This is a genomic window from Pseudoalteromonas sp. NH0006-46 (assembly GCF_057547735.1).
Window position 1 is genome coordinate 1 of record NZ_BAAJML010000015.1, and the last position, 24,756, is coordinate 24,756.

At 40.3% G+C, this 24,756-nt stretch carries 31 protein-coding genes; 9 read left to right on the forward strand and 22 right to left on the reverse strand.

Annotated features, from left to right (window positions below; all coding sequences use genetic code 11):
- Positions 1–603: 603 nt before the first annotated feature.
- The 18 genes from rplQ to AC27I2_RS18860 form a co-directional block, all read right to left on the reverse strand.
- Positions 604–1,005: a 50S ribosomal protein L17 gene (rplQ, locus tag AC27I2_RS18775; RefSeq protein ID WP_006794892.1), complete on the reverse strand. Its 402-nt coding sequence runs from the start codon at positions 1,003–1,005 to the stop codon at positions 604–606.
- A 39-nt stretch (positions 1,006–1,044) separates the two neighbouring features.
- Positions 1,045–2,031 carry a DNA-directed RNA polymerase subunit alpha gene (locus tag AC27I2_RS18780; protein ID WP_008127834.1) on the reverse strand — a complete coding sequence of 329 codons (987 nt, stop codon included), beginning with the start codon at positions 2,029–2,031 and terminating at the stop codon, positions 1,045–1,047.
- Between the two features lie 24 nt (positions 2,032–2,055).
- Positions 2,056–2,676: a 30S ribosomal protein S4 gene (gene rpsD / locus AC27I2_RS18785; RefSeq protein ID WP_002959461.1), complete on the reverse strand. Its 621-nt coding sequence runs from the start codon at positions 2,674–2,676 to the stop codon at positions 2,056–2,058.
- 21 nt (positions 2,677–2,697) lie between these two features.
- Positions 2,698–3,084, reverse strand: coding sequence for a 30S ribosomal protein S11 (rpsK, locus tag AC27I2_RS18790; protein WP_002959471.1), 387 nt, complete (start codon positions 3,082–3,084; stop codon positions 2,698–2,700).
- 12 nt (positions 3,085–3,096) lie between these two features.
- Complete coding sequence (gene rpsM, locus AC27I2_RS18795; protein ID WP_006794252.1) at positions 3,097–3,453, reverse strand: 30S ribosomal protein S13; 357 nt, start codon at positions 3,451–3,453, stop codon at positions 3,097–3,099.
- Between the two features lie 125 nt (positions 3,454–3,578).
- Positions 3,579–3,692, reverse strand: coding sequence for a 50S ribosomal protein L36 (gene rpmJ / locus AC27I2_RS18800; RefSeq protein WP_002959476.1), 114 nt, complete (start codon positions 3,690–3,692; stop codon positions 3,579–3,581).
- A gap of 22 nt (positions 3,693–3,714) precedes the next feature.
- Positions 3,715–5,043: a preprotein translocase subunit SecY gene (gene secY, locus AC27I2_RS18805; RefSeq protein WP_058403567.1), complete on the reverse strand. Its 1,329-nt coding sequence runs from the start codon at positions 5,041–5,043 to the stop codon at positions 3,715–3,717.
- 10 nt (positions 5,044–5,053) lie between these two features.
- On the reverse strand, positions 5,054–5,488 hold the full coding sequence (rplO, locus tag AC27I2_RS18810; protein WP_006794250.1) for a 50S ribosomal protein L15: 435 nt from the start codon (positions 5,486–5,488) through the stop codon (positions 5,054–5,056).
- 4 nt (positions 5,489–5,492) lie between these two features.
- On the reverse strand, positions 5,493–5,675 hold the full coding sequence (rpmD, locus tag AC27I2_RS18815; protein WP_002959482.1) for a 50S ribosomal protein L30: 183 nt from the start codon (positions 5,673–5,675) through the stop codon (positions 5,493–5,495).
- Between the two features lie 2 nt (positions 5,676–5,677).
- Entirely contained in the window at positions 5,678–6,184 is a 507-nt protein-coding gene (rpsE, locus tag AC27I2_RS18820) for a 30S ribosomal protein S5 (RefSeq protein WP_006794249.1), read from the reverse strand.
- Between the two features lie 9 nt (positions 6,185–6,193).
- A complete protein-coding gene (gene rplR, locus AC27I2_RS18825) occupies positions 6,194–6,544 on the reverse strand; it encodes a 50S ribosomal protein L18 (RefSeq protein ID WP_006794248.1) in 351 nt (116 codons plus the stop codon).
- 9 nt (positions 6,545–6,553) lie between these two features.
- On the reverse strand, positions 6,554–7,087 hold the full coding sequence (gene rplF / locus AC27I2_RS18830) for a 50S ribosomal protein L6 (protein WP_006794247.1): 534 nt from the start codon (positions 7,085–7,087) through the stop codon (positions 6,554–6,556).
- Positions 7,088–7,100: 13 nt separating this feature from the next.
- The gene (gene rpsH / locus AC27I2_RS18835) at positions 7,101–7,493 is read right to left on the reverse strand and encodes a 30S ribosomal protein S8 (RefSeq protein ID WP_006794246.1); all 393 of its coding nucleotides are present in this window, start codon (positions 7,491–7,493) and stop codon (positions 7,101–7,103) included.
- Between the two features lie 21 nt (positions 7,494–7,514).
- Complete coding sequence (rpsN, locus tag AC27I2_RS18840) at positions 7,515–7,820, reverse strand: 30S ribosomal protein S14 (RefSeq protein ID WP_006794245.1); 306 nt, start codon at positions 7,818–7,820, stop codon at positions 7,515–7,517.
- 10 nt (positions 7,821–7,830) lie between these two features.
- Positions 7,831–8,370, reverse strand: a complete 540-nt coding sequence (rplE, locus tag AC27I2_RS18845; protein ID WP_006794244.1) for a 50S ribosomal protein L5 — start codon at positions 8,368–8,370, stop codon at positions 7,831–7,833.
- A gap of 16 nt (positions 8,371–8,386) precedes the next feature.
- A complete protein-coding gene (rplX, locus tag AC27I2_RS18850; RefSeq protein WP_006794243.1) occupies positions 8,387–8,701 on the reverse strand; it encodes a 50S ribosomal protein L24 in 315 nt (104 codons plus the stop codon).
- A gap of 10 nt (positions 8,702–8,711) precedes the next feature.
- On the reverse strand, positions 8,712–9,080 hold the full coding sequence (rplN, locus tag AC27I2_RS18855; protein ID WP_002959498.1) for a 50S ribosomal protein L14: 369 nt from the start codon (positions 9,078–9,080) through the stop codon (positions 8,712–8,714).
- 272 nt (positions 9,081–9,352) lie between these two features.
- Entirely contained in the window at positions 9,353–11,323 is a 1,971-nt protein-coding gene (locus tag AC27I2_RS18860) for an AsmA family protein (protein WP_138530249.1), read from the reverse strand.
- A gap of 230 nt (positions 11,324–11,553) precedes the next feature.
- Between AC27I2_RS18860 and AC27I2_RS18865 the strand changes: the two genes are divergently transcribed.
- From AC27I2_RS18865 to AC27I2_RS18905, 9 genes are all read left to right on the forward strand, one after another.
- Positions 11,554–11,973, forward strand: a complete 420-nt coding sequence (locus AC27I2_RS18865) for a hypothetical protein (protein WP_058403570.1) — start codon at positions 11,554–11,556, stop codon at positions 11,971–11,973.
- An 8-nt stretch (positions 11,974–11,981) separates the two neighbouring features.
- Complete coding sequence (locus AC27I2_RS18870) at positions 11,982–12,182, forward strand: helix-turn-helix transcriptional regulator (RefSeq protein WP_058403571.1); 201 nt, start codon at positions 11,982–11,984, stop codon at positions 12,180–12,182.
- Positions 12,183–12,321: 139 nt separating this feature from the next.
- On the forward strand, positions 12,322–13,485 hold the full coding sequence (locus tag AC27I2_RS18875; protein ID WP_138530247.1) for a hypothetical protein: 1,164 nt from the start codon (positions 12,322–12,324) through the stop codon (positions 13,483–13,485).
- A 282-nt stretch (positions 13,486–13,767) separates the two neighbouring features.
- Positions 13,768–14,454 carry a TorF family putative porin gene (locus AC27I2_RS18880; protein WP_219422991.1) on the forward strand — a complete coding sequence of 229 codons (687 nt, stop codon included), beginning with the start codon at positions 13,768–13,770 and terminating at the stop codon, positions 14,452–14,454.
- A 168-nt stretch (positions 14,455–14,622) separates the two neighbouring features.
- Entirely contained in the window at positions 14,623–15,288 is a 666-nt protein-coding gene (locus AC27I2_RS18885; RefSeq protein ID WP_487205162.1) for a hypothetical protein, read from the forward strand.
- Positions 15,289–15,554: 266 nt separating this feature from the next.
- Positions 15,555–16,268, forward strand: a complete 714-nt coding sequence (locus AC27I2_RS18890; protein WP_058551422.1) for a YIP1 family protein — start codon at positions 15,555–15,557, stop codon at positions 16,266–16,268.
- A 55-nt stretch (positions 16,269–16,323) separates the two neighbouring features.
- The gene (locus AC27I2_RS18895; RefSeq protein ID WP_219422989.1) at positions 16,324–17,490 is read left to right on the forward strand and encodes an efflux RND transporter periplasmic adaptor subunit; all 1,167 of its coding nucleotides are present in this window, start codon (positions 16,324–16,326) and stop codon (positions 17,488–17,490) included.
- The gene (locus tag AC27I2_RS18900) at positions 17,490–18,197 is read left to right on the forward strand and encodes an ABC transporter ATP-binding protein (RefSeq protein ID WP_058403577.1); all 708 of its coding nucleotides are present in this window, start codon (positions 17,490–17,492) and stop codon (positions 18,195–18,197) included. The genes AC27I2_RS18895 and AC27I2_RS18900 overlap by 1 nt, the downstream gene beginning before the upstream one ends.
- Positions 18,190–19,428, forward strand: a complete 1,239-nt coding sequence (locus AC27I2_RS18905; protein ID WP_138530237.1) for an ABC transporter permease — start codon at positions 18,190–18,192, stop codon at positions 19,426–19,428. Before AC27I2_RS18900 ends, AC27I2_RS18905 begins: the two co-directional genes overlap by 8 nt.
- 13 nt (positions 19,429–19,441) lie before the next feature.
- On the opposite strand, the gene AC27I2_RS18910 is transcribed toward AC27I2_RS18905, so the two are convergent.
- From AC27I2_RS18910 to AC27I2_RS18925, 4 genes are all read right to left on the reverse strand, one after another.
- Positions 19,442–19,771 (reverse strand): Bor/Iss family lipoprotein, encoded by a 330-nt coding sequence (locus tag AC27I2_RS18910; protein ID WP_219422988.1) that lies wholly within the window; start codon positions 19,769–19,771, stop codon positions 19,442–19,444.
- Complete coding sequence (locus tag AC27I2_RS18915) at positions 19,768–20,079, reverse strand: Bor family protein (RefSeq protein WP_487205163.1); 312 nt, start codon at positions 20,077–20,079, stop codon at positions 19,768–19,770. Before AC27I2_RS18915 ends, AC27I2_RS18910 begins: the two co-directional genes overlap by 4 nt.
- 172 nt (positions 20,080–20,251) lie before the next feature.
- Complete coding sequence (locus AC27I2_RS18920; protein ID WP_487205164.1) at positions 20,252–23,830, reverse strand: ABC transporter permease/M1 family aminopeptidase; 3,579 nt, start codon at positions 23,828–23,830, stop codon at positions 20,252–20,254.
- A gap of 9 nt (positions 23,831–23,839) precedes the next feature.
- Positions 23,840–24,721 (reverse strand): ABC transporter ATP-binding protein, encoded by an 882-nt coding sequence (locus AC27I2_RS18925; RefSeq protein WP_138530233.1) that lies wholly within the window; start codon positions 24,719–24,721, stop codon positions 23,840–23,842.
- Positions 24,722–24,756 lie beyond the last annotated feature (35 nt).

A 24,756-nucleotide genomic window follows, 5' to 3' on the forward strand; every position in this document is an offset into this window, starting at 1 on the left:
AGCTTAAGCGTTGCCTGCTCTGCCGTCTCAGTGGGGTCGCATTATAGGGAGATCCAAAAACAGATCAACCCTTTTTTGAAGAAAACGTGAAAAAACATGTTGTTCGCTGGGAATTTAGGCTAAACGGTCAAAAAGGCAACTAAACCTACTCATATTTGACCTTTAAAGCTATTAAAGCTGATTGTTTGAAAGAAGCTTTTTATAATTGCTGCTTAGATTATCCAGAAAACTAATTGTTTAATTAAACATGGCCATTTAGATTTGTGGCAAATAAGTTCATCAGTCAGAAATTCAAGTGTGTAAAGTTAATACGCTATTACTACATATAATCTGTTATGGCTTTTTTCTGTTTATACCAATCAACCATCTCAGTCGTTACGATGTTATGGCACTATTGAATAAATAACTTTTTCAGTAAGTAAAAAGTAACAATTCTCAATACAATTGCACTATTGTTTTCTATTCTAATCAGGCTGATTTACAAGATGAAAGGAAGGAGAGTTAATTTACTAATAATATCGAGCAAACGGTATATCCGGTTTGAGTGAAATTTAGACATTAAAAAAGCCGAGCATATGCTCGGCTTTTAGGTTTCTTTAAGACTTACTCTGCAGACTGTGCGTCTTCTTGAACTTCTTCGCTAGTCGCTGGGCGACCAACTAGTTCAATATAAGCCATTGGTGCATTATCACCAGTACGGAAGCCACACTTAAGAATACGAGTGTAACCACCTGGACGATCCGCATTACGTGGACCGATTTCACTGAATAATTTACCAACAACTTCATTGTCGCGCGTGCGAGCAAACGCTAAACGGCGGTTTGCTACACTGTCAGTCTTAGCCAGTGTGATTAAAGGTTCAATTACACGACGTAACTCTTTCGCTTTTGGCAAAGTTGTTTTGATGATTTCATGTTTCACCAAAGAACCTGCCATATTGCTGAACATCGCTTTACGATGGCTACTGTTACGGTTTAATTGACGACCACTCTTACGATGGCGCATGACCCTATCCTTCTAACTAAACTAATATAGTGATTTAGATTATTCAGCTAAACTTGCAGGTGGCCAATTTTCTAGGCGCATACCTAGAGAAAGACCACGTGAAGCTAGCACGTCTTTAATTTCAGTTAGAGACTTCTTACCTAAATTAGGCGTTTTAAGAAGCTCAACTTCAGTGCGCTGAACTAAATCACCGATATATTGAATTTGCTCGGCTTTCAAACAATTTGCTGAGCGTACTGTTAGTTCAAGATCATCGACTGGACGAAGCAGAATAGGATCGAATTCTGGTTTCTCTTCTTTCTCTTCTGGCTCAGTTACATCACGTAAATCTACGAATGCATCTAATTGCTCAGCTAAGATAGTAGACGCACGGCGGATCGCTTCTTCAGGATCTAATGTACCGTTTGTTTCCATATCAATGATTAATTTGTCTAAATCTGTACGTTGCTCAACTCGAGCTGATTCAACCGAGTACGCAATACGTTCAACTGGGCTGAATGATGCATCAAGCAACAATCTACCAATTGGACGCTCATCGTCATCAGAGGATAAACGACTAGATGCCGGCACATAACCACGACCGCGCTCAACACGAATACGCATGCTGATCTCGCTGTTACCTGTAGTTAAATTACAGATAACGTGATCTGGATTAGCAATTGTTACATCGCCATCGTGCTGAATATCAGCCGCAGTAACAGGGCCTACACCAGATTTAGTCAGGGTCAGAAAAACTTCATCTTTGCCTTCTAACGTTACTGCTAAACCTTTAAGGTTTAATAGTATTTCAATGATGTCTTCTTGAACGCCTTCTTTCGCGCTGTACTCATGTAATACACCGTCGATTTCTACTTCAGTTACTGCACATCCAGGCATAGATGAAAGTAATATACGGCGTAAAGCATTACCCAGAGTGTGACCAAAGCCACGCTCTAATGGTTCTAAAACTATTTTAGAACGCGTTGGGTTTATAGCGTCGATGTCGACTAACCTTGGTTTTAGAAATTCTGTAACAGAACCCTGCATTTTATCCTCTCTTAACTCTTAACTTTACTTAGAGTAAAGTTCGACGATTAGTTGTTCATTAATGTCCGCAGACAGGTCTGAACGCTCAGGTAGACGCTTAAAGCTGCCTTCCAATTTCTTACCGTCAACTTCAACCCAAGTCGGCTTTTCACGTTGCTCAGCCAACTCTAGAGCAGCGATGATACGTGCTTGTGTTTTAGACTTCTCACGGATTACTACAGTATCTTCTGGAGTAATTACGTATGAAGGAATGTTCACAACACGACCATTAACTAGAATCGCTTTGTGGCTTACTAACTGACGTGCTTCAGCGCGTGTGCTAGCAAAACCCATGCGATATACAACATTGTCTAAACGTTGCTCTAAAAGCTGTAACAAGTTTTCACCTGTATTACCTTTAAGGCGAGCAGCTTCTTTATAGTAGTTACGGAACTGCTTTTCTAGTACACCGTAGATACGACGAACTTTTTGCTTTTCACGTAATTGTAAACCGTAATCAGATAGACGACCTTTACGAGCGCCGTGCTGACCAGGTGCAGTCTCAAGTTTACACTTAGAGTCGATAGCTCTTACGCCGCTCTTAAGGAACAGGTCAGTACCTTCACGACGACTCAGCTTGAGCTTAGGGCCCAAATATCTTGCCATGTTATTTCTCCTAACCTATTGTTAAACGCGACGTTTCTTCGGTGGACGACAACCATTATGTGGTATTGGCGTCACGTCAGTAATGTTGGTAATACGGTAACCAGCAGCATTCAAAGCACGTACAGCAGATTCACGACCTGGACCTGGACCTTTGATGAAAACTTCTAGATTTTTTAAACCGTATTCTTGAGCAGCAGTACCTGCACGCTCTGCAGCAACCTGAGCAGCAAATGGTGTAGATTTACGTGAACCACGGAAACCTGAACCACCGGCAGTAGCCCATGATAGTGCATTACCTTGACGGTCGGTAATCGTTACAATAGTGTTGTTGAAAGAAGCATGAACATGAGCCATACCATCAGCAACTTGTTTTTTAACCTTTTTACGACGAATTGGTGTCTTAGCCATAATACTATCCCCTTATCGCTTAATAGGCTTACGAGGACCCTTACGGGTACGCGCGTTAGTCTTAGTTCTTTGACCACGAAGTGGTAAAGAGCGACGGTGACGTAGGCCACGGTAACAACCAAGGTCCATAAGGCGCTTGATATTTAATGTAACTTCACGACGAAGGTCACCTTCAACAGTGTACTTGCCAACTGCATCACGCAGTACGTCAAGTGTTTCGTCAGAAAGTTCACCGATTTTTGTGGTTTCGGCGATACCAGTCGCTGCTAAGATAGCCTTAGAGCGAGTCTTACCTATGCCATAAATAGCTGTTAAACCAATAACTGCATGTTTATGATCAGGGACGTTAATGCCAGCAATACGGGCCACTAACACATCTCCTATATTCGAATTTGGTAATCAAAAGTTTGAAAAGCCCGTAAGGATACTCAAACGAAGACCAAATCACTACTAAAAACACAGGCCGAGAAATCTCAGCCTGCACGACTGTTTACTTAGCCTTGCCTTTGCTTATGCTTAGGCTCACTGCAAATTACGCGTACTACACCAGCACGTTTAATAACTTTACAGTTACGGCATATTTTCTTAACGGAAGCACGTACTTTCATTGCTCAACTCCGTAAACTGACCTTATCGACCGTAGCCTTTAAGGTTCGCTTTTTTCAGCACAGAATCATACTGATGAGACATCAGGTGAGTCTGTACTTGTGCCATAAAGTCCATGATTACAACAACGATAATCAAAATTGATGTACCGCCGAAATAGAATGGCGTTTGCCATGCCATAGTCATGAATTCGGGCACCAGACAGATAAAGGTTATATACAAAGCACCTGCCAATGTCAGGCGTGTCATCACTTTATCAATGTATTTAGATGTCTGCTCACCTGGACGAATACCTGGGATAAATGCGCCAGATTTCTTAAGGTTATCTGCAGTTTCACGCGGATTAAATACCAACGCTGTATAGAAAAAGCAGAAGAAGATAATAGCCGCAGCTAAAACAAGTGAGTACAAAGGTTGACCTGGAGTCAACGTTGTAGCTACAGCTTGTAATGCATCAGCGACAGGACCTTCACCTTGGCCGAACCAGCTAGCAATTGTACCAGGGAACAGAATTATACTACTAGCAAAGATTGGTGGAATAACACCCGCCATGTTTACTTTTAGTGGTAAATGCGTGCTTTGAGCAGCAAATACTTGACGACCTTGTTGGCGTTTAGCGTAGTTAACAACAATACGTCGTTGTCCACGTTCGAAAAACACTACAAGATAAGTAACAGCGAATACTATAACCGCAACCATAAGTAGTACAAAAACATTCAAATCACCTTGGCGCGCCATTTCGACTGTCGAACCAATAGCAGACGGCAAGTTAGCTACAATACCAACAAATATTAGAACTGAAATACCGTTACCGATACCACGTTCTGTTATTTGTTCACCCAACCACATAAGGAACATAGTACCTGTTACTAAACTCACCACAGCGGTGAAATAGAAACCCATACCCGGGTTAACAACTAACCCGTTCATCATGCCCGGTAAGCTAGTAGCAATACCGATAGATTGAATAGTAGCTAGCACAAGCGTGCCGTAGCGTGTGTACTGGCTAATTTTTTTACGCCCTTGCTCACCTTCTTTCTTAAGCTCTATAAACGGAGGATACATATGCGTTAATAGTTGCGTAATAATCGAAGCCGAGATATACGGCATAATACCCAGTGCTAACACTGAAGCTCGCTCAAGTGCACCACCACTGAACATGTTGAACATTTCAACAATGGTGCCCTTTTGTTGCTCGAAGAAATCGGCAAGTACAGCGGCGTCAATCCCAGGGATCGGCACAAATGAACCTAGACGGTAAATTATGATAGCGCCCAATACGAAGAGTAATCGACGCTTCAATTCCGAAAGCCCACTTTGTGCACTTTGTGTATCTTGACCTGGTTTAGCCATTTGTACTTCCTTAGTCTTCTACCTTGCCTCCGGCAGCTTCAATAGCTTCGCGTGCACCCTTAGAGGCTTTAAGGCCTTTAAGTGTAACAGCGCGTGAAACTTCACCAGATTTAACAACTTTAACGAAAAGAACGTTCTTTTTAACTAGACCAGCTGCTTGTAACGCGCTTAGGTCTACCACATCGCCTTCAACTTTAGCGATTTCAAAAAGGTTAACTTCTGCAGATACTAAAGATTTGCGTGAAGTAAAACCAAATTTAGGTAGACGACGTTGCATAGGCATTTGACCGCCTTCAAAACCAACGCGTACTTTACCGCCAGAACGTGACTTTTGACCTTTGTGACCACGGCCACCAGTCTTACCAAGACCAGAACCGATACCACGACCAACACGTTTAGGGGCAGTTTTTGAACCTGCAGCAGGTGAAAGTGTATTCAAATGCATGAAATTAACCCTCTACCTTAACCATGTAAGAAACCTTGTTTATCATACCACGTACACATGCTGTGTCTTCTAACTCAACAGTGTGATTGATACGACGTAAACCAAGACCGCGTAATGTAGCTTTATGCTTCGGTAAACGACCGATAGAGCTTTTTACTTGTGTTACTTTTACAGTTTGATTAGCCATGGTTACCCCAGTATTTCTTCTACGCGAAGGCCACGTTTTGCAGCGATAGACTGTGGAGAATTCATATTCTCAAGAGCCGAAATCGTTGCACGTACTACGTTGATTGGGTTAGTAGAACCGTAACATTTAGATAGTACGTTCTGAACACCAGTCACTTCTAGTACTGCACGCATAGCGCCACCTGCGATGATACCAGTACCTTCAGAGGCTGGTTTCATGAACACTAGTGAGCCAGCATGACGTCCCTTAACAGGATGCTGTAATGTATTGCCATTTAGGTCTACATTGATCATGTTGCGACGTGCTTTTTCCATTGCTTTTTGAATAGCAGCTGGAACTTCACGTGCTTTACCATAACCAAAACCTACTTTACCTGCGCCGTCACCAACTACAGTTAGTGCAGTAAAGCTAAAGATACGACCACCTTTAACTACTTTAGACACACGGTTTACCGCGATTAGCTTTTCAGCTAGATCAGGCTGTTGTTGCTTTGCTTCTACGTTAGCCATTGTCTACTCCTAGAATTGCAAACCGGCTTCACGCGCAGCATCAGCTAGCGCCTTCACACGGCCGTGATATTTAAAGCCACTGCGATCAAAAGCAATCTTTTCGATGCCTTTGTCAGCCGCACGTTCAGCAACCGCTTTGCCAACTGCTTGCGCAGCTTCAACGTTACCGGTGCCTTTAACTGTTTCGCTAATAGCCTTCTCAACAGTAGAAGCAGCAGCCAGTACATTACCCTCAGCATTAATTACTTGAGCGTAAATGTGACGTGGCGTGCGGTGGATAACAAGACGCGTTGTGCCTTGTTCAATATAATTTCTACGAGTGCGTTTAGCACGACGTAGACGAGCTGTTTTTTTATCCATCGTCTTACCTTACTTCTTCTTAGCCTCTTTACGGCGTACATTCTCATCTGAATAGCGAACACCTTTACCTTTATAAGGCTCAGGTTTACGGTATGCACGAATGTTAGCAGCTGTTTGACCAACTAACTGCTTATCTACGCCCTTAACTAGAACTTCTGTTTGGCTTGGAGTTTCAATCGTAATCCCTTCAGGAACTGCGAAATTAACTGGGTGTGAGAAACCAAGTGTTAAGTCTAAAACTTTACCCTTAGCTGCAGCACGGTAACCAACGCCTACTAACTGAAGTTTCTTCTCGTAACCTTCATGCGTACCAACAACCATGTTGTTGATTAGAGCGCGAGCAGTACCTGCTTGTGCCCATGCATTTGCTACGCCTTCACGAGGTAAAGTTGTAATAACGTTGTCGTTAACTTGTACTTCAACTGCGTCGTTGATAGTACGAGTAAGTTCACCGTTTTTGCCTTTAACTGTGATTTCCTGGCCTTTCAATGTAACTTCTACACCGGCAGGAACATTAATTGGTGCCTTTGCTATGCGAGACATAGTTCCCCTCCGATTAAGCTACAAAGCCAATGATTTCACCACCAACACCAGCACTACGTGCTGCGCGGTCTGTCATTAGGCCTTTAGAAGTTGATACGATAGCGATACCAAGACCACCCATTACCTTAGGTAATTCGTCACGTTTCTTATAGATACGTAAACCAGGGCGACTTACACGCTGGATATTTTCAATTACAGCTTTGCCTTCGAAGTACTTCAACTCGATAGAAAGCTCAGGTTTAACTTCACCGTTAACTGCGTAGTCTACGATGTAACCTTCGTCTTTTAGTACTTTAGCTAATGCTACTTTCAGCTTTGAAGTTGGCATCGTTACAGATACTTTCTTCGCTGATTGACCGTTACGGATACGTGTGAACAAATCCGCGATAGGATCTTGCAAGCTCATAGTCTTACTCCCATGATTCTATTACCAGCTAGCCTTTTTAAGGCCAGGAATTTCACCGCGCATAGCTGCTTCGCGAACTTTAATACGGCTCATGCCGAATTTGCGAAGGAAACCATGTGGGCGGCCCGTAATGTTACAACGATTACGTTGACGTGCAGGGCTAGAATCACGTGGTAAAGCTTGTAGCTTAAGTACCGCGTCCCAACGATCATCTTCAGATGTATTAACATCACTGATGATAGCTTTTAGTGCAGCACGCTTTTCAGCATACTGAGCAACTAGTTTTGTGCGCTTTGCTTCGCGCGCTTTCATAGAATTCTTTGCCATAACCCTACCCTTATTTCTTAAATGGGAAGTTAAACGCTTCTAACAACGCACGGCCTTCCTCATCAGATTTCGCAGAAGTAGTGATAGTGATATCCATACCGCGTACACGGTCTACTTTATCGTAATCGATTTCTGGGAAGATGATTTGTTCACGTACGCCCATGCTGTAGTTACCACGTCCATCAAAAGACTTAGCACTTACGCCACGGAAGTCACGAATACGTGGGATAGCGATTGATACCAAACGCTCAAAAAAGTCCCACATACGCTCGCCGCGTAGGGTTACTTTACAACCAATTGGGTAGCCTTCACGCACTTTAAAGCCAGCAACAGATTTGCGTGCTTTAGTGATTAAAGGTTTCTGACCAGAGATTGCAGTTAAATCAGCTACAGCGTGATCTAAAATTTTCTTGTCAGCTAGGGCTTCGCCCACGCCCATATTTAATGTGATCTTTTCGATCTGAGGGACTTGCATGACAGAGCTGAAACCAAACTTCTCTTGAAGTTCAGCTACTACTTTGTCTTTATATACTTCATGCAGTTTCGCCATCATTCTACTCCAACTATTAGATAGTTTTACCAGTAGATTTAAAGATACGTAATTTCTTACCATCTTCAATCTTGAAACCTACACGATCTGCTTTACTCGTTTCCGAGTTGAAGATCGCAACGTTTGATGCGTCCATAGACGCTTCTTTCTCAACAATGCCGCCAGCTTGGTTCAATTGTGGAACCGGCTTTTGGTGTTTCTTGATCAAGTTTATGCCTTCGACAAAGATTCGACCAGATTCAGTAACAACTGAAAGCACTTTACCGCGCTTACCTTTGTCTTTACCTGCTAGTACGATTACTTCGTCACCACGACGGATTTTTGCTGCCATGATTGGCTCCTTACAGTACTTCTGGGGCTAGTGAAACGATTTTCATGAACTTGTCATTACGAAGTTCGCGAGTCACAGGGCCGAAAATACGTGTACCAATTGGCTGCAAGTTATCATTTAAGATAACAGCCGCGTTGCTGTCGAAACGGATCAGAGAACCATCTGGACGGCGAACACCTTTTCTGGTACGCACAACTACCGCGTTTTTAACATCACCTTTCTTCACTTTACCGCGAGGAATAGCTTCTTTTACAGAAACTTTAATGATGTCGCCAATCGCTGCGTAGCGACGGTGTGAACCACCAAGGACTTTTATACACTGCACTTTGCGAGCGCCGCTGTTATCAGCAACTTCCAGCTGAGTTTGCATTTGGATCATGTTAATGACCTCCGGTGTAGTAATTACAACGTGTCTTAAAATTGTTTAAAATCAAGACATTTCGATTAAATCCCACTCAAAAACAAACGAGTTGTCTCTTAAGGGCGGGCAATTGTACCAGCATTGAGCATGCAGCGATAGGTTATTTTTTAATTAATTTAAGGACTGAAGAAATTTTATTAACCTTGGTAAAGCTATGTGACTATTTTTTAAATGGTTATAAAATAAACAAGGCACTTAAAAAGTGCCTTGTTTATTTTACTAGTGGTTATTTAGCCAAATAGCCCTTTTAATTTGTCTTTTACTTTATCTTTGGCCTTCTCTTTCGCTTTTTCTTTTGCGTCATCGAGTTTCTTTTTAGCTTCATCTTTCAGGGCATTACTTACATCTAAATTTATACCCACATCGTGAAATGGTCCTTTTATACGCAATGGTATTTTAAAGCCTGTACTGTCATCGGTTGTGCCTTGACCTTCAATTGAATCCACAATGCCCGTTACCAAGCGGTAATCTACTTTAGTGAGGGGTAAATCCACATCCCCTTCACCGGAAATACGAATTAAAGGACTTATTAGCGACAGGTCTTTATTCTTACCCACGCCGTTTATAAAATTAAAGCTACCAGTAAGCGCAGAAAAGTCTGTTTGTTCAGCCTCTTCAAAACCAGTATCTAATCCCTCTGAAGCTGCGCCAAAGTTCCCTGATATAATTTCTTTACCTTTACGAACCATTTCAGCGACATTTGCTCCTTTTACCGCACCATCTGCAAATTTAAATCCTAATTGGCCATTAAGTGCACTTATAAACGATTTTTGACTTTGCCCAACTGTAGATAAATTCCAATTTAAAGAGCCTTTACCGAGTAACTTGTCAAAACCAGTTGCATCAGTTAATAACGGCTGTGCATCAATATCTGTTAAATTAAAGTTTGTAGCTATCTTATAAGGTACAATTTGAGCATCAATAGTAATTACACCTTTACCAGCGCCTTCATACGCTGAAAAGCTATCAAGGCTTAATTTAGCCACGCTATTTTTGAGAGCCACTGTAAATTGGTTTGCACCAAGCTCAATATCGTTAACTTTTAACCCGCTTGAACGAATAACTACATTAGCATCAAGTGCATTTAATGCGCTTAAATCAATTTGAGTGTCATCCCAAACAATTGGCTCTGCCGGTTTGCTATCGTCTTCAGTCGGCTGTTCTTTTTTAGCAACGGCATCTGGCAAATAGGGATTAAGATCGAGCATCCCCAAATCTACATTTGCATTAATGGCTAAACGGTTACCTAAACTAATTTCGCTTTTACCTTTAATTTGAAGTTCATCAAGCGTTGCAGTTAACTCTTCAAGATTGAATTTTTCACCCAGTAAATGCATTTTACCATTTACACTAAATGCATTAAACGCATTATCTTTCGCATTTAGGTCAACCCCCTGCCATTTAGCAATATTTTTTACCGACTCGCCATTGAGTGCTAATTGACCTTTTATGTCTTGCCCTTGTTTTGCGATTGAGCCATTAAATGTCAATTCAACCAAGCGCGAATCTAAATTTTGCGATACATTAAAAGCCTGACCTTCAATCGCTTTGGCAGGAGTATCGAGTTTTAAATCTAGTTCAAATCGCTCCTGCATATAGGTAATCCCCCCTTTAACTTCAAGGGTTTTACGTAATGAAGGAAGTAAAATAGCCAGCTCTAAATCGCTAATTTGCTGCTTGGCGCCCGTTTGACCATCTAGATATGTAAATGTACCGCCATAAATAGCGACCTCACCCAGCTCAATATCAAAGCTAGCAGGTAGCTTAATTGCCTCACCAGGCTCAGTTTGCTCTGTTGGTTGCTCTGCTACAGCATCAAACAACTGCCAGTTAGCTTTACCATTTTTATCTGTCTCTAATAAAATATCGGGTTCGTTAATAACAAACTTATCAAGCTTAAACTCACCGCCAAATAACGAGAACCAAGGTATATGTATCGCTAACTGCTGCATACTTGCCATATCATTTCGCGAACCTGTTTGCATATTAGCAAAGTGGACATCATTCAACTCTAACTTTAGTGCAGGAAATACACTAAGCGTTTTGTCACCCTTAATTGTTAGCGTTCTTCCCGTCGTTTTTTGAACTTCCTCTGATACTTTATTAAAAATGGTATCGGTAGGAATTAAAAAAGGCGCTGCCACAATTAAAGCAATACAGAGTAAGAGTATTACACCAAAAATTTTGAGTAAGGTTTTCATGTTCGTCCTTTAAGCGGTCAAATTATGTTTTTATCATAGCGAGTGTTAAGCCTAAAAGCATTGCTATAGATACAAAAAAGCTCATAAAAGCAGTTTACTTATTTCATATGAATCGTTCCTGAAACATTTTGATACCTTTAGGTTACAAAAAATAATTGACTCATTGATACCTCAAGGTTACATTGACACCCAGAGGTTACATCATGTTAAATTTTAAAAGGAAATGATATATGTCAAATCATGATATTAAAAATGAAGAAAAGTTTATGGGCCAAAATGCTTGGTTCTCATTATTCATGGGAGTCACTTTATTAATCATCAGTGTTTACCCACTGCTTACTCAAACATCAGCCCCACTGTTGTTTTTTGGCACTGCTGCTTTTTTAGGTTCATTCTGTATGTTTGTGATCAGAGGCGGGTTTACATGGAAAATGAAATACCACCTTACCTACAAAGATGAGTACTTAAACACCATCGACACCATTGCCTATAAACATGTAGTCCTTGGCTTACTTTTTAGCATGGGTGGCGTTTACTTATTCTCAGATGATTTGGCTTTAGAAGTGTCTCACACCATGATGGCCTCGTTTTATCTTGCTGTAATGTGTTTAATATATGGCGTATCAATTCTTTGGCAAAGCAAAGATTAGGAACAAAAGTGCAAAATAACATAGCAAAATTTCGTAAAGAGGCAGGGCTTTCGCAGCAAGAACTTGCCGATGCTATAAGCGTATCGCGTAAAACAATAAGCACTGTAGAAACAAATCGATTTACGCCGTCGGTGATTATAGCGCTTAAAATTGCAGCTAACTTTAACGTGCCCGTTGAGAGCCTCTTTATATTAGATGAGGCTGATTAATAACCGAGCAGATTAGATTAACCCCAATTTTAAACACCATAATATTGCAGCGCGCAGGACAGCGCTGTTGTTATTAGCGTATTTGAGCTAAAATAAACAATGCTAATACATATATATAAATCCGGAGTATCTACAAGGCATGAAAAAACTGCTAATTTCACCGTCAAAAATGACACTAGGCGAGCAAGAAAATCAAATCTATCAGAACATTCTGAAACAATCTTCAGAATTAAGCCTTAACCTTATGGCCGTGAAAGTAGAAAACCATCCTGATGATTTTTTACCTTGGTGTTACGAGCTATTAAACGCAAGCAGAGATCGTATTAACTACGATCTACTTGAGCCGCAACAGCTACCTGTTCTTAAAAAATTGCATGATCAGCTTATTTCGGCTATCAGCTTTTTACAAGTTAAAACGCTTCGTGTAGCCCCTTGGCCTGTGGTAAGTGTATTTATAGAGCAACATAAAGACGTTATTGCACTTGATGAGCAACTTCGTTTAGCAAGTTACGTAAAAAGTATTCGTGAGCAATCATTAAAAGACATGATCCCTGAAGACCTTCTTGCTTTTACTGGCAAGCATATGGCTTCACTTGATCCAAGCACATACGACTTTGATGTTGAGTGGTTTGCATCGACTAAAAGCGCTAAAGCTTTTCATCAACTCATTGGTGATTTACCGGGTGCGTTTGATGAAGCACTGGCTAATATTCCTCTTGAAGGTGACATTACCCATTACGAGTACCAACAATTCGTAGCCGCTTACACCAAAGTATTTACTGATAGCAGTGAAAAACCAACACTTGCTCCGGCAACACGACTACTTGCAATGCGTCGTCCTGATATTTTTACGCCAATTACAAATAGCCGTTTAGACGCATTATGCTCAGCGCTTGCGGTTACTAAACTCAAAAATAGTGATTTTGAGCGTTACTGGCAAGATATTGTAAAAGGCATTCAAGCTATGTCATGGTACAAAATGGCAAATGCTTCAAATGAACTAGAAGAGCAACTAGTGTCAATTAAAGCGCTTATTCCGTGCTTTTTTTACTACGCGGATAACAAAACACCAGATAGCTCTAACTATATTAAATTACTTAATAAACCAAAGCGTAGCACCACTAAAACGGGTAAAACACAACGCAGAGGTAAAGAGTCGGCTGAAATTTTAGTTGACCGCGCTTTAGCTGCTGATGATATTCCTGAGCACATTCGTAGCAAACGTGATTCAATAATCAGCGAAGTTCAAAAAGGTCGCAGTGTAAACGAAACAATTAGTCTAATGCGCACCATATTTGGCTAAATAATTCTAAACAAGCTGTACTTTCATGGTGCAGCTTGATTATTTTATGCACCAGCGATGTGCGAAGAAACATTCCCTCCTTGTAATTAAAAATACACAACTAAAACACAACCTACTGTTAATAAACAATAAAATTTAAATTTCAAACAAAATAAATCAAGCTGGCATACACAGTGCAATTCTATTCTCAGTTAAACAATAAAAACGCATAAATCAAAAGGCTACGGTACTTCATAATAAAAAGCCTTCCTATGCAAAAAATCATATAACGGGAAATGGAACATGTTAAAACTAAAAAAAACAATCGCTTTTAGCGCCGTAGCATTAATGGCTGCCACATCACTAACATCAACAGCAGTAAATGCTGAAGTGTCTGCTAATGTAGCCGCTACCTCAAACTACTTATGGCGTGGACAAGAACAAACTGGTGGCGACGCAGCTATCTCTGGTGGTATTGATTACGCTGATGAGTCAGGATTTTATGCTGGTACATGGGTATCAAATGCATCTTGGGCTGACGAAATGACCTACGAACTAGATTTTTACGCAGGTTTTGGTGGCGATATTAGCGAAGGCGTTAGCTATGACGTAGGTTATATTTACTATGCTTACCCAGACGCGGCATCAAGTGCTGATGCTGATTTCTCTGAAATTTACGGTAGCATCAGTGTTGAAGGGTTTACCTTTGGTGCATCAGTGCTTGCTACGTCAGCGGCAAGTGGTGACGGTACAGACTTTGGTGACTCACTTTATTTAACAGCTGATTACGGCTTTGCTGTTGGCAGTAATGGTACAGAAATGGCTTTACATATAGGCCATTACTCGGGTGATTTCATTGGTGATGAAGACATCATTGATTACGGTATCTCTGTATCAAAAGATGGGTTTACGTTTGGCGTATCAGACACTGATATGGACGAGTCAGATGTAAAAGTTTACGTTGCTTACGCTGTAGACTTCAGCTTATAAACAAACATATGTTACTTGCTGCAACTGAAGGGCCTTTTGGCCCTTTTTTTATACTTAAAAAACTAGCAAATTTTTTTAAGTATCCATGACTATATGAGTAGAGGGAAGGTTCTTACTATGTTAGTGTAAAAATAAAGCATTACCTACCAATTACTAAGGAAAGTAAAAATGAAACATAAAGTGTTAATTACTATTTCTGTTGTTGCAGTTAGTTTTGCGGTTATCTTCACATTACATTACTCACAAGAGCCTAATCTATCGGTTCAGCAATCAGTTAGCGAATCCAATAAAAACACCCAATTAAGTGATATAAAGCCTGTAAAAACTACATCAAAAACTAAAAACGTGTTGCCCATCACCGATAAAAGCAATTCAATAACACCAGAACAGTTAGATAAACCAGAGCAACAAGTCTTAACTGCTGAAGTATTTTCTGATGAGTTTGTCTCTACCGAAAATGGCAAAGAGTTTGTGTCAAAAAAAGCATTAGATGACGTATTTAAAAATGACACCTCACTATTGCTGCAACGCATGTCTGATATTGAATACTCTGAAGTCGCCCAGATACGTAAAGATAAGCTAAACGAATTTATTATAAATGAATTAAAAGACGTTACCATTTTACAGCAAGACTTAGAGTGTGCAGGAAAGGTTTGCGCGATAGAACTTACTTATACGCAAAGTAGTAACCAAGCATCTATTGACACCCTTTCAAGCTTTTCTAAAAACCTTTCTTTCCAGCAATTTACTGAAACCGAAAGTGGTGATAAAAAACTAAAAGCATTGTATATCGCAACAGATAACCCTAGCGGTTTAAGCTTATCTGATAGCTAATTAAATGAATGGCTGTGTTTGCATTAGATACAGCCATAATAACGTGATTATTAAGCTCTACTCCTGATTAGGTCAATCATATTAAAACCACATAGCAACAATAGGACTTAGTAATACGTCTATTACTTATTACTTTTACAATGCCCACCGTTGTTAACAATCGGTTACAATTGAATAAAATTAGTACATACTTTTTCCTATATTATTAATCTATCCATTGGTATCACGTGTTTACCAAATCTCATATAGGTTATTAAGGAATAATAATGAAATCACCTAACGCATTTAGCGCCCTACTCGATATTTACATTAGCCCAAGCAAAGCTTTCAATGGTGTTGAACACGCCAAAGGTTGGTCATGGCTTGCTTTTATAGCAATCTCTTTAGTTTCAATGACGAGTATTTATATTTTTTATTCCACCGTTGATATGCAGTTTTTGATTAACGAGCAATTTGCAGCTGCAAGTGTTGATGCAACAATTGGCGAGCAAAAAATGATTCGCCAAAGCATTGAACAAAACGCCGAAATACAAGTATGGATTAGCATGATATCAATCGTATTAGGTACTGCAATCATAGCCGCGATAATGGCTGTGTATTATATGCTCATTGCTAAATTAGACCCAGAATCAGAGCACAGCTATGGTGCTTGGTATGGTTTTACTATTTGGACAATAATGCCAAATATTGTTTTAAGTCTAGGTACGCTAGCGCTTGTACTTAGTGCAAGTACCGATCAAATATCTCAAACAGCAGTATTTAACTTTGATTCAATTAATCAGCTTGTTGTTGGGTTAGAACCCGGCAGCCCATTTTATACATTACTAGAATCATTAAAGCTAAGTAGTCTTTGGGGGATTGGACTAGGAATGGTTGGCTTAAAATGTTGGACAAATTTTTCAACAAATAAAGCGTTACTTTTCTCGGCGCTTCCAACATTGGTTATTTTTGGTATTTGGGCAATTATTGCTGCAATGTAATTAATAAGCAGAGGTATTTTACCTCTGCGCTACTTATTCACGGACAGATGTATATATGAAAAAAGCAATAATAATAACGATAGCTGTAGTCGCGTTTATAGGCCTAATAGTTTCTAAGCAAGTAACAGATGATAAAAAGCAAGCACTAGTAAATATTGCACAGGTTGAGCAAGGAAGTATTGCTGATTCAATCATGGCGTCGGGCAATCTAGTTTTTAATACCCAAGTGCAATTGCGCTCTGAGGTAACTGGTCGTGTCGATAAGGTTTTTGTAGAAGAAGGGCAAAGCGTTAAGCAAGGGGATATTTTAATGCGCCTTGATACAACGGCCTTCGAATCAGAAGTAAACCGAAACCAAGCCGTTCTACGCGCTACCGAAATTGAAATAAAACATAGCCAAACTCGTCTTGCTAATTTAGAGCGTCAATTAAAAAGGCAAAAAGAGCTATACGATGTTGGATTAGGAAATCAAGAAAGCTTTGAAAATATAGAAAGCGCTCGCGATCTAGCAAAAATAGATATCGAATCACGCAAAGAGTCATATAACCAAGCACAAGCGTCGCTTCAAATAGCACAAGATCGCCTAAGTAAAAGTGTATTTAGAGCGCCAATGAGTGGCTTACTAGCATCGGTTAATATTAAAGAAGGCGAAACGGTTATTGCAGGCACAACTAATATTATTGGTTCAGACCTTATGCTTGTTGCCGACCCTAGCGCTATTTTAGCAGAGCTTCGAGTTGATGAAACAGATATAGCCAGCATAAAACTAAATCAACAAGCTGATATTTATGCCGCAGCTTACCCTAACAAACCTTTTAGCGGCAAAGTCATTAATATTGGCACATCAGCTAAAAACCAACCAGGGTCGCAAGGGCTTTCTTTTAGAGTTAAAGTACTATTAGACCCAACAGATCGCCAGCTTTATGCAGGTATGAGTTGCCGGGCAGAAATTGCTACAAGCATTGCCGAAAACGGCTTAAAGCTCCCTATTGAAGCTATACAAAAAGAAGAGGGTAAAACCTTTGTATGGCGCTTAAATAGCGATAATACCGTGAGTAAAGTAATAGTAAGTGTTGGTATTTCGTCTGACATTGAGCAAGCCATAACAGAAGGGCTAAGCAAAGGCGATAATGTGGTTATTGGCCCTGCTCGACCAATTAGTAAGCTGCAAGAAGGCGATGTTGTTTCACTTAAAAATGATGCAGACGAGGAAGCAATATAATGTCTGCGGTAATTAAGTTAGAACACATTAACAAACAATATGTAATGGGCGAGCAGGTATTTAAAGCGTTAGATGATGTAAATATCGTCATGAATGAAAATGAATATGTAGCCATTATTGGCCCTTCAGGCTCAGGTAAATCAACTTTAATGAACTTACTTGGCTGCTTAGATACCCCCACTAGTGGCGATTACTTTTTAAAAGATAAACTTGTAAAAAGTATGACCGAAACCGAACTTGCGCATCAACGTAATGAAAGCGTCGGATTTATTTTTCAAAGCTTTAACTTATTGCCTAGGGCAACTGCACTTGAAAATGTAATGCAACCTTTGGTTTATCGTTTTATACCCGCAAAACAACGCAAACAAAAAGCACTTGAAGCATTGCAACGGGTTGGCCTTGGCGACAAGGTTGATCACCTATCTAGTCAGCTTTCAGGTGGGCAACGTCAACGTGTAGCTATTGCTCGCGCATTAGTAACTAAACCACATATTTTACTAGGAGATGAACCCACGGGGAATCTTGATAGTAAGACCACCGCCGAAATAATGACCTTGTTTGATGAACTGCATAATGAGGGACACACTATTATTTTAGTGACCCACGAGCAAGAAATTGCAGACCATTGCCAGCGGGTTATTCGCTTGGTAGATGGTAAGGTAGTAAGTGACGTAAAAAAAGGCGAAGGAGAAAAACAACATGTTTAAATCTGCCATTGCCATTATGGAAGGAACAAAAGCAGCATTAATGGCTATTAAGGCCAACGCAATGCGCAGCGCATTAACCTGTTTAGGTATTATTATTGGTGTTGCAGCCGTTATAACTGTGGTTGCAGTTATGCAGGGCTTTACTAAACAAATTAACGATCAACTTGCTGATATGGCACCCGATGTAACCTCAATCAAACCATTTACAAGCATTGAGCAAGAAATGGTTGGTAAAAACGCAAAGCTGACTTACTCCGACTTTTTAACACTAAAAGCACGCATAAAAGAAGCCGAAACACTAACCGCGCTTATGTTTACATGGCGCTTTTCTGGTGGCGCTGAATACGGAAATAAAAGTCATTCATCACGGGTAATGGGAACCGAACAAGATTATCAAAAAGCATACCGCACGTTTCCAGAGTTAGGCCGCTTTATTCGCGCGGAAGATGACGAAAAACGCCGTCGGGTTGCGTTTATTGGTCCTTCTATTATTGAAAAGTTAAATTTACCCGACAACCCCGTAGGAGAATATATCAAACTTGGTGGCGAATGGTTTAGGATCATTGGAGTAGCCGAAAAACAAGGTAGCTTATTTGGCTTTGATCAAGATGATTATATAAATATTCCAATCAGTACCATGAGCGCGCTAGAGGGCGCTAGCAGCACGAGTAACGTACAGATAATGTTTAGACTTAAAGAAGGAGTCGATGAAGAGCTTACTTTAGCTAAAATAACGCGTATTTTACGCCAATTACATAAATTAAAAGACGGTGAAGAAAACGACTTTGAATTTGAAACCGCAGAAAAAGCCCGTGCTAATGTTGATAAGTTTACGGGGAGCGCCACGGCGATCACTGCCGGTATTGTTGGTATAAGCCTTGTTGTAGGAGGTATTGGCGTAATGAATATCATGCTGGTATCGGTGACTGAGCGCACCCGAGTAATAGGTACACTCAAAGCATTGGGCGCAACACCCGGCTTTATTATGCTGCAGTTTTTGGTGGAAGCAGTGGTACTGTCGTTGTTTGGCGGATTAATTGGCCTAGCTATAGGCTATGGTGCTGCCACATTTATTTCGTTTATTGTTCCCAGTATGCCCGATGCTTACATACCTGGTTGGGCTGTGATGTTATCGTTCGGTTTTACATCTCTCATTGGTATTGTATTTGGCTTAGCCCCCGCTATTAAAGCAGCAAGGCTAAACCCTATTGAAGCATTACGATACGAATAATTGGCATCAATCGCTACTCAGCTTTAAAAGGTACCTTAGTGCAGCTTACTTCAACTGTTTTAGGGTACCAAGCTGGGCCTACCTGATTAACTACAATCTCCGCCACTCCATTACTAAATGACTTATAAGTATGCACCGTCTGCCATTGTCCTTGCGGGCAATGCTCACTCAAATCAACCGCATCAGATCCCTCATACAAAGCTAAAGCAAAATTATGATGCCACTGAGAGCTATTATGTGTTTGATTGTTAACTTTTTCAGGTACACCATTATCAAAGTAAATATTTGTGCAACCAGTTAACATAGCAAATGTAATACTGCCTAAAATTAATTTAAGATTCATAACGCCTCCTGCGTATTTTGCTCTTCACACCATACTTTTACTGTGTGTGGTGAATAAATACCTAGCGTAATTAAACTCAACGCACCATCGCTAAATGTTTGCTGCGACTGCATTTGAGCAGCTTGTGTATCTGTACAAATCTGTTTTACATCCACGCGTTCCTTCCCTACTAACCCCCATAAGTAAAATGGACGGCTATCCTCGTAGGTTGCTTTACTTGTAATTTTTGCGATAGCGTGTGGCTGTATGGTAACGGCAGAACAGGCGCTTAAGCCTAATACTACAAACCCCATTATTAATGATTTCATGTTTGTCCTTACTTAGTACTCACTTTCAGTAAATAAACTTTACAGTAAACCAGTAAAATAATGCGTAAAAAGCTGTGCGAAAAATGTAGCCAACCTTACAGATTTCAAACAGTTTTTTACACAAAAAAAAGGCCGCAAAATTGCGGCCTTTGAGTAAATGTTGTGTCAGCTATTAAAACTTAGCCAAATTATTTACATTGTCTTTATCAACCAGTTTTACGTACGGATCTACCCCTGCAAATAAAGGTTTTTCTTTTACCTTTAACTCAATGATATTAGTGCCCGTTACTATTTGGTGTTTTTGTGAGTAAATCACAAAATCTTCAGCGAGTAGGTTTTCAGGATCATCGCTAAACAACACAATATCAATTAACTCGTCGAGTGGCTGTTCTGTTTCTTCACCTTGACCATCAGCACGTTGCTTAACAGCTTCAACGTTTAACGTAACGCTATAAAAGCCATCACTGTCGGCTTCGTCTGAAATTGAAACCTCTTTCATTTCTAGCTCATACAAAGTGATATATTTAAACTGATCATCAATAAAGTTTTGCTCAGCTTGCGTTGCGTCTTGTTTTAAATAACTAAGTAAGTCAAGCGTTGTTGGGTATGGCGTTGATTGGTATCTAAACTCATTTAAAAATGCCTTAAGGGCAGCGTTTAAACGTTTTTCACCTAAGCGATCATAAATCGCCATCATCACCACAGATCCTTTATTGTAATGAAGGTATTGCTGGGCTTGTGTTTTATATAGCGGCATTTCTTCAAACGCTTCCCCTGTGCGGCCCATTAAGTACCTATCTAACTCGTATTTTAAAAACTTACGTAGCTTTTCTGGGCCAAAGCGTTTTTCAAGCACCATAAGCGCACTGTATTGTGAAAGTGTCTCCGACATAACGGCGGCGCCTTCTACATTGGCGCCTGATACTTGATGACCCCACCACTGATGCGCCACTTCATGTGCGGTTACATAGTAAGGTAGGTCAATTTTACTTTCATCCCTTGAGTCTGTAACAAAACCAATGCTTTCTGAATAAGGAACAGTATTAGCAAAACTTTGCGCAAATGAGCGATAGCGAGGAAATTCAATAATACGTAATTGCTTATGCTGATAGGGACCAAATGCTTGTGTAAAATAATCTATCGAGTCTTGAACCGATTCAATCATGCGGTCAACATTCCACGCATGACTTTTATGGAAATAAACCTCAATATTTACACCATTATGCTCAACCTTTTTACTTTCCAGTTCGGCCGACTGCACCGCATAAAAGTTTATAATAGGTGCATCCATTTCATAAACAAAGGTTCGGCGCCCATCTTTTACACTTTCACTTTGTAAATAACCAGGCGTAATCGCAAATTGCGATTCATCGGTCGTTACCGTTGCTTTAAAGTTAATAAATCCAGTCGCTTGACCAAAATCACTTTGTGTATAGTACTGGCTATCTTCAAGTTTATTTGCTCGTTCTAGCTCAGGTAAATCATGTTTACGGCGTTCAAATTTATCAGCCACCTGTAAACGACGGTTGTAACCAAAATTGGGAAACAGCTCCCAGTTATTAATAAACGTGCCATTAGCCACTAACTGTGTATCAGAGCCACTATCGGTAAAACCTGTATGCTCGCGAGTGACAGACAGCTGCCCTTCTCTTATTTCGTTTGGCATAAGGGGCTGATCAAATTCAAACCATGCAGAATAAAGCGCTGGTAATGTTTCAACAATTTTACCGCCAGCCATTGTTACATCCCAGCTTTTGGCGTGTTGCGGTGAACTTATTAACACTCGCGAAATTGGCTCATTAGATGTATTAGTAAACTTAATTTTTGCAACTGCACTCAAAGCACGCTTTTTAGGATAAATATCAACAGTTAAGTCTACATCTGTCACCATAGGCACGGCTAAATCTTTGTATTGTGCAAACTGTTTTTCATAGCTTACTTGCTTGTCTTGAAACGCATCACTTGTGGTAAATTCGTTTAAAACACGCGTATTGTAATAAATGTTATAACCTGCACCAACAAACACCAGTGCACTAACACAAACAATTACTTGCCCCTTTAACGACATATTATAACGAAGCATAGACAGGCGTGTACGCAGTGTTTGTGAAGGTCCTCTGTGCCATAACGCAAATCCTACAATAGCCAAAACAAGACTTAACGCGCCCCAATACAATGTGTACCAATGCGCTGCTTGCAAAAAGTGTCCATAGCCGTTTATATCAGAGTACGGTACGCTACTGCTTTTCGAAAAATGATACATATGGTGTTCAAATCCATACGAATCCATTACCATTTGCACTATGTAGTACAAAATAAATAACCCCATTCCTACGTATTTATTTGGGCTAATAATTTGTAAAAAGAAGGCAAGCACCGTAAGCATAATTAACGGTAAAAGCGATAAATAAACAATCCTGAATAAATACTGCCCTAACTCTAAATTAAATTGCCCTTTAAATAACTGCACTGTGATTGTTAGCACCATCCCAACAAGAAACAAGCCTGAAATAGCTGTTATTAACGCCAGTATTTTTGATACCCAAAAAACACTGTTGTGTACTGGAAAGCTGTCAACAATATCGCCCATACCACTTTGACGTTCTCGCCAAACAAGCTCAGCGCTATAAAAAGCGATAATAACAAACAAAAACAAACCCGAAATACCGCTAATAATATTGACCATATTCGCGGTAATTGGCCAGTTAGTTGTACCGTAAGCGCCAATGGGAGCAAACAGCGGAATCATAAGCGTTACAATACTTACACCCGCTAAAATCATAAATGGCGCGCTAAATATTACTTGTTTAAGTTCAAATATACTGCGCATTATTAACTGCGATTGCGTACTCGCTCCTGCAGACTTGTAATTTTTAGCATTATTAATCAGTGCAGCTTGTTTATTTTGCACAAATGCAGAGACTTTAAATTGCTTTTTCTGTTTTTTAGCTAATATGCGGTTACTTAATCTTCCAAGGCTAAAAAACATAGCTAAGCCCAGTACAATCCACAAAATACGGTTAACTAACAAATCACCGCTGAGGGTAAGCACTTCTGTATTTTTATCACTCACAGTCCAGTAACGCGTCAAATCAATTAAAGACCCTAGGCCAAATGGGTCGGCGTAAACAACTATATTTCTAAATGCTAAATCATCAAAATAAGCACTGGCGATTTGATAAGCAATAAAAATAACAACGGCTGCTACATACACCGACATCATGGTTTTAAAATAGACAGCTACGCTGTTAAAAATAGCCGAAAGCACCAGTAAACTTGGCACTGCAATATAAAAATAAGGTGCGGCGTAATACACAAAATTATTTGGCCCTACTAGCTCACTATCGAGCCACCCAACTGATAAGCCAAATTGCGACCCTAAAAGCACGCCTAACGGCACGGTTAAAAATACAACTAGCACCACTAAGTAAGCACCAAAAAAACGCCCAGTTTGATAAGGAATAGGATTAACAGGCTTACTAAAAACCAGTTCGTCCATTTTACTTTCACTATTTCTAATAGCGGAGCTGGCAACAAAGTTAACTACCAAAAACATCGAAAATACGCAAAATGTAATGGTTAACATCATAATTGAGAAGGGCGAATTCATATGTACATTAGCGCCGCCTAGCGGAAATTTGCTAGAAGAGCTGATAAAAAACGCCATAAAAAAGAACATTAATGAAACAATATAAAACGAAGGCTGGCGCACAAAATAGCGCAGCTCAAACGCGAGCATATTAAAAAACATAGCGCCCCCTTATGCTTCTTGGCTATTACGATGATTGAGCAAAGTAGAAAAGTACACGTCTTCTAGGTTTGCATGGCTTGGTTGAAAACCTTCAGGAGCTTGTTCGGCTAATACATGCAATATGGTTTGCCCAGCAAATAAGCGTTTAGAAATAACAGGTAGCTGTGGCTCAAGCTCTTGCGCTTCTTCTTGGCTCATGGCTTTGCGCCAAATTTGGCCTTGCAGTTTATCGGTAAGCGCAATCGGGTTGCCCTCTAATAAAATTTTACCGCCAGCCAGTACGGCCATATTAGGGCATAGCTCTGCCACGTCTTCTACTATATGGGTTGATAATATAACGACTTTTTGCTCGCCTAAGCTTACCAATAAGTTATGAAAACGGTTACGCTCTTCAGGATCTAGCCCTGCGGTTGGCTCATCAACGATGAGTAAATCTGGGTCGCCCAGCAATGCTTGTGCTATACCAAAACGCTGGCGCATCCCGCCCGAAAAACCACTAACCGCTTTTGAGCGATGTTGATATAAATTAGTGTGAGCCAGTAGGCCTTCAACCGACTCTTTTCGCTCAGCTTTGTTATGAATGCCCTTTAAAACAGCCATATGATCCAACAAGTCGTAAGCACTAACACGTGGGTAAACACCAAAATCTTGTGGAAGGTAACCTAAGCGTTGGCGCAGTGCTTGTGGGTCTTTAAACACATCAATACCATCAAAGATAATTGAACCCGCGTCGGCAGATTGTAACGTTGCAATGGTGCGCATTAATGATGACTTACCGGCACCATTTGGCCCAAGTAGTCCAAACATACCTTTACCTATCGATAAATCAACGCCTTGCAATGCGTGTACGCCGTTGTCGTAGGTTTTTGATAACCCTGTGATTGATAGCATTTTTTACTTCCTTGAATTGTAAGTATTATTTTTTA

Bases quoted from the DNA above. Each gene is read 5' to 3' on its own strand.
- rplQ (WP_006794892.1), bottom strand. From the start codon at position 1,005: ATGCGCCATCGTAAGAGTGGTCGTCAATTAAACCGTAACAGTAGCCAT.
- AC27I2_RS18780 (WP_008127834.1), bottom strand. From the start codon at position 2,031: ATGCAGGGTTCTGTTACAGAATTTCTAAAACCAAGGTTAGTCGACATC.
- rpsD (WP_002959461.1), bottom strand. From the start codon at position 2,676: ATGGCAAGATATTTGGGCCCTAAGCTCAAGCTGAGTCGTCGTGAAGGT.
- rpsK (WP_002959471.1), bottom strand. From the start codon at position 3,084: ATGGCTAAGACACCAATTCGTCGTAAAAAGGTTAAAAAACAAGTTGCT.
- rpmJ (WP_002959476.1), bottom strand. From the start codon at position 3,692: ATGAAAGTACGTGCTTCCGTTAAGAAAATATGCCGTAACTGTAAAGTT.
- secY (WP_058403567.1), bottom strand. From the start codon at position 5,043: ATGGCTAAACCAGGTCAAGATACACAAAGTGCACAAAGTGGGCTTTCG.
- rplO (WP_006794250.1), bottom strand. From the start codon at position 5,488: ATGCATTTGAATACACTTTCACCTGCTGCAGGTTCAAAAACTGCCCCT.
- rpmD (WP_002959482.1), bottom strand. From the start codon at position 5,675: ATGGCTAATCAAACTGTAAAAGTAACACAAGTAAAAAGCTCTATCGGT.
- rpsE (WP_006794249.1), bottom strand. From the start codon at position 6,184: ATGGCTAACGTAGAAGCAAAGCAACAACAGCCTGATCTAGCTGAAAAG.
- rplR (WP_006794248.1), bottom strand. From the start codon at position 6,544: ATGGATAAAAAAACAGCTCGTCTACGTCGTGCTAAACGCACTCGTAGA.
- rplF (WP_006794247.1), bottom strand. From the start codon at position 7,087: ATGTCTCGCATAGCAAAGGCACCAATTAATGTTCCTGCCGGTGTAGAA.
- rpsH (WP_006794246.1), bottom strand. From the start codon at position 7,493: ATGAGCTTGCAAGATCCTATCGCGGATTTGTTCACACGTATCCGTAAC.
- rpsN (WP_006794245.1), bottom strand. From the start codon at position 7,820: ATGGCAAAGAATTCTATGAAAGCGCGCGAAGCAAAGCGCACAAAACTA.
- rplE (WP_006794244.1), bottom strand. From the start codon at position 8,370: ATGGCGAAACTGCATGAAGTATATAAAGACAAAGTAGTAGCTGAACTT.
- rplX (WP_006794243.1), bottom strand. From the start codon at position 8,701: ATGGCAGCAAAAATCCGTCGTGGTGACGAAGTAATCGTACTAGCAGGT.
- rplN (WP_002959498.1), bottom strand. From the start codon at position 9,080: ATGATCCAAATGCAAACTCAGCTGGAAGTTGCTGATAACAGCGGCGCT.
- AC27I2_RS18860 (WP_138530249.1), bottom strand. From the start codon at position 11,323: ATGAAAACCTTACTCAAAATTTTTGGTGTAATACTCTTACTCTGTATT.
- AC27I2_RS18865 (WP_058403570.1), top strand. From the start codon at position 11,554: ATGTCAAATCATGATATTAAAAATGAAGAAAAGTTTATGGGCCAAAAT.
- AC27I2_RS18875 (WP_138530247.1), top strand. From the start codon at position 12,322: ATGAAAAAACTGCTAATTTCACCGTCAAAAATGACACTAGGCGAGCAA.
- AC27I2_RS18880 (WP_219422991.1), top strand. From the start codon at position 13,768: ATGTTAAAACTAAAAAAAACAATCGCTTTTAGCGCCGTAGCATTAATG.
- AC27I2_RS18885 (WP_487205162.1), top strand. From the start codon at position 14,623: ATGAAACATAAAGTGTTAATTACTATTTCTGTTGTTGCAGTTAGTTTT.
- AC27I2_RS18890 (WP_058551422.1), top strand. From the start codon at position 15,555: ATGAAATCACCTAACGCATTTAGCGCCCTACTCGATATTTACATTAGC.
- AC27I2_RS18895 (WP_219422989.1), top strand. From the start codon at position 16,324: ATGAAAAAAGCAATAATAATAACGATAGCTGTAGTCGCGTTTATAGGC.
- AC27I2_RS18900 (WP_058403577.1), top strand. From the start codon at position 17,490: ATGTCTGCGGTAATTAAGTTAGAACACATTAACAAACAATATGTAATG.
- AC27I2_RS18905 (WP_138530237.1), top strand. From the start codon at position 18,190: ATGTTTAAATCTGCCATTGCCATTATGGAAGGAACAAAAGCAGCATTA.
- AC27I2_RS18910 (WP_219422988.1), bottom strand. From the start codon at position 19,771: ATGAATCTTAAATTAATTTTAGGCAGTATTACATTTGCTATGTTAACT.
- AC27I2_RS18915 (WP_487205163.1), bottom strand. From the start codon at position 20,079: ATGAAATCATTAATAATGGGGTTTGTAGTATTAGGCTTAAGCGCCTGT.
- AC27I2_RS18920 (WP_487205164.1), bottom strand. From the start codon at position 23,830: ATGTTTTTTAATATGCTCGCGTTTGAGCTGCGCTATTTTGTGCGCCAG.
- AC27I2_RS18925 (WP_138530233.1), bottom strand. From the start codon at position 24,721: ATGCTATCAATCACAGGGTTATCAAAAACCTACGACAACGGCGTACAC.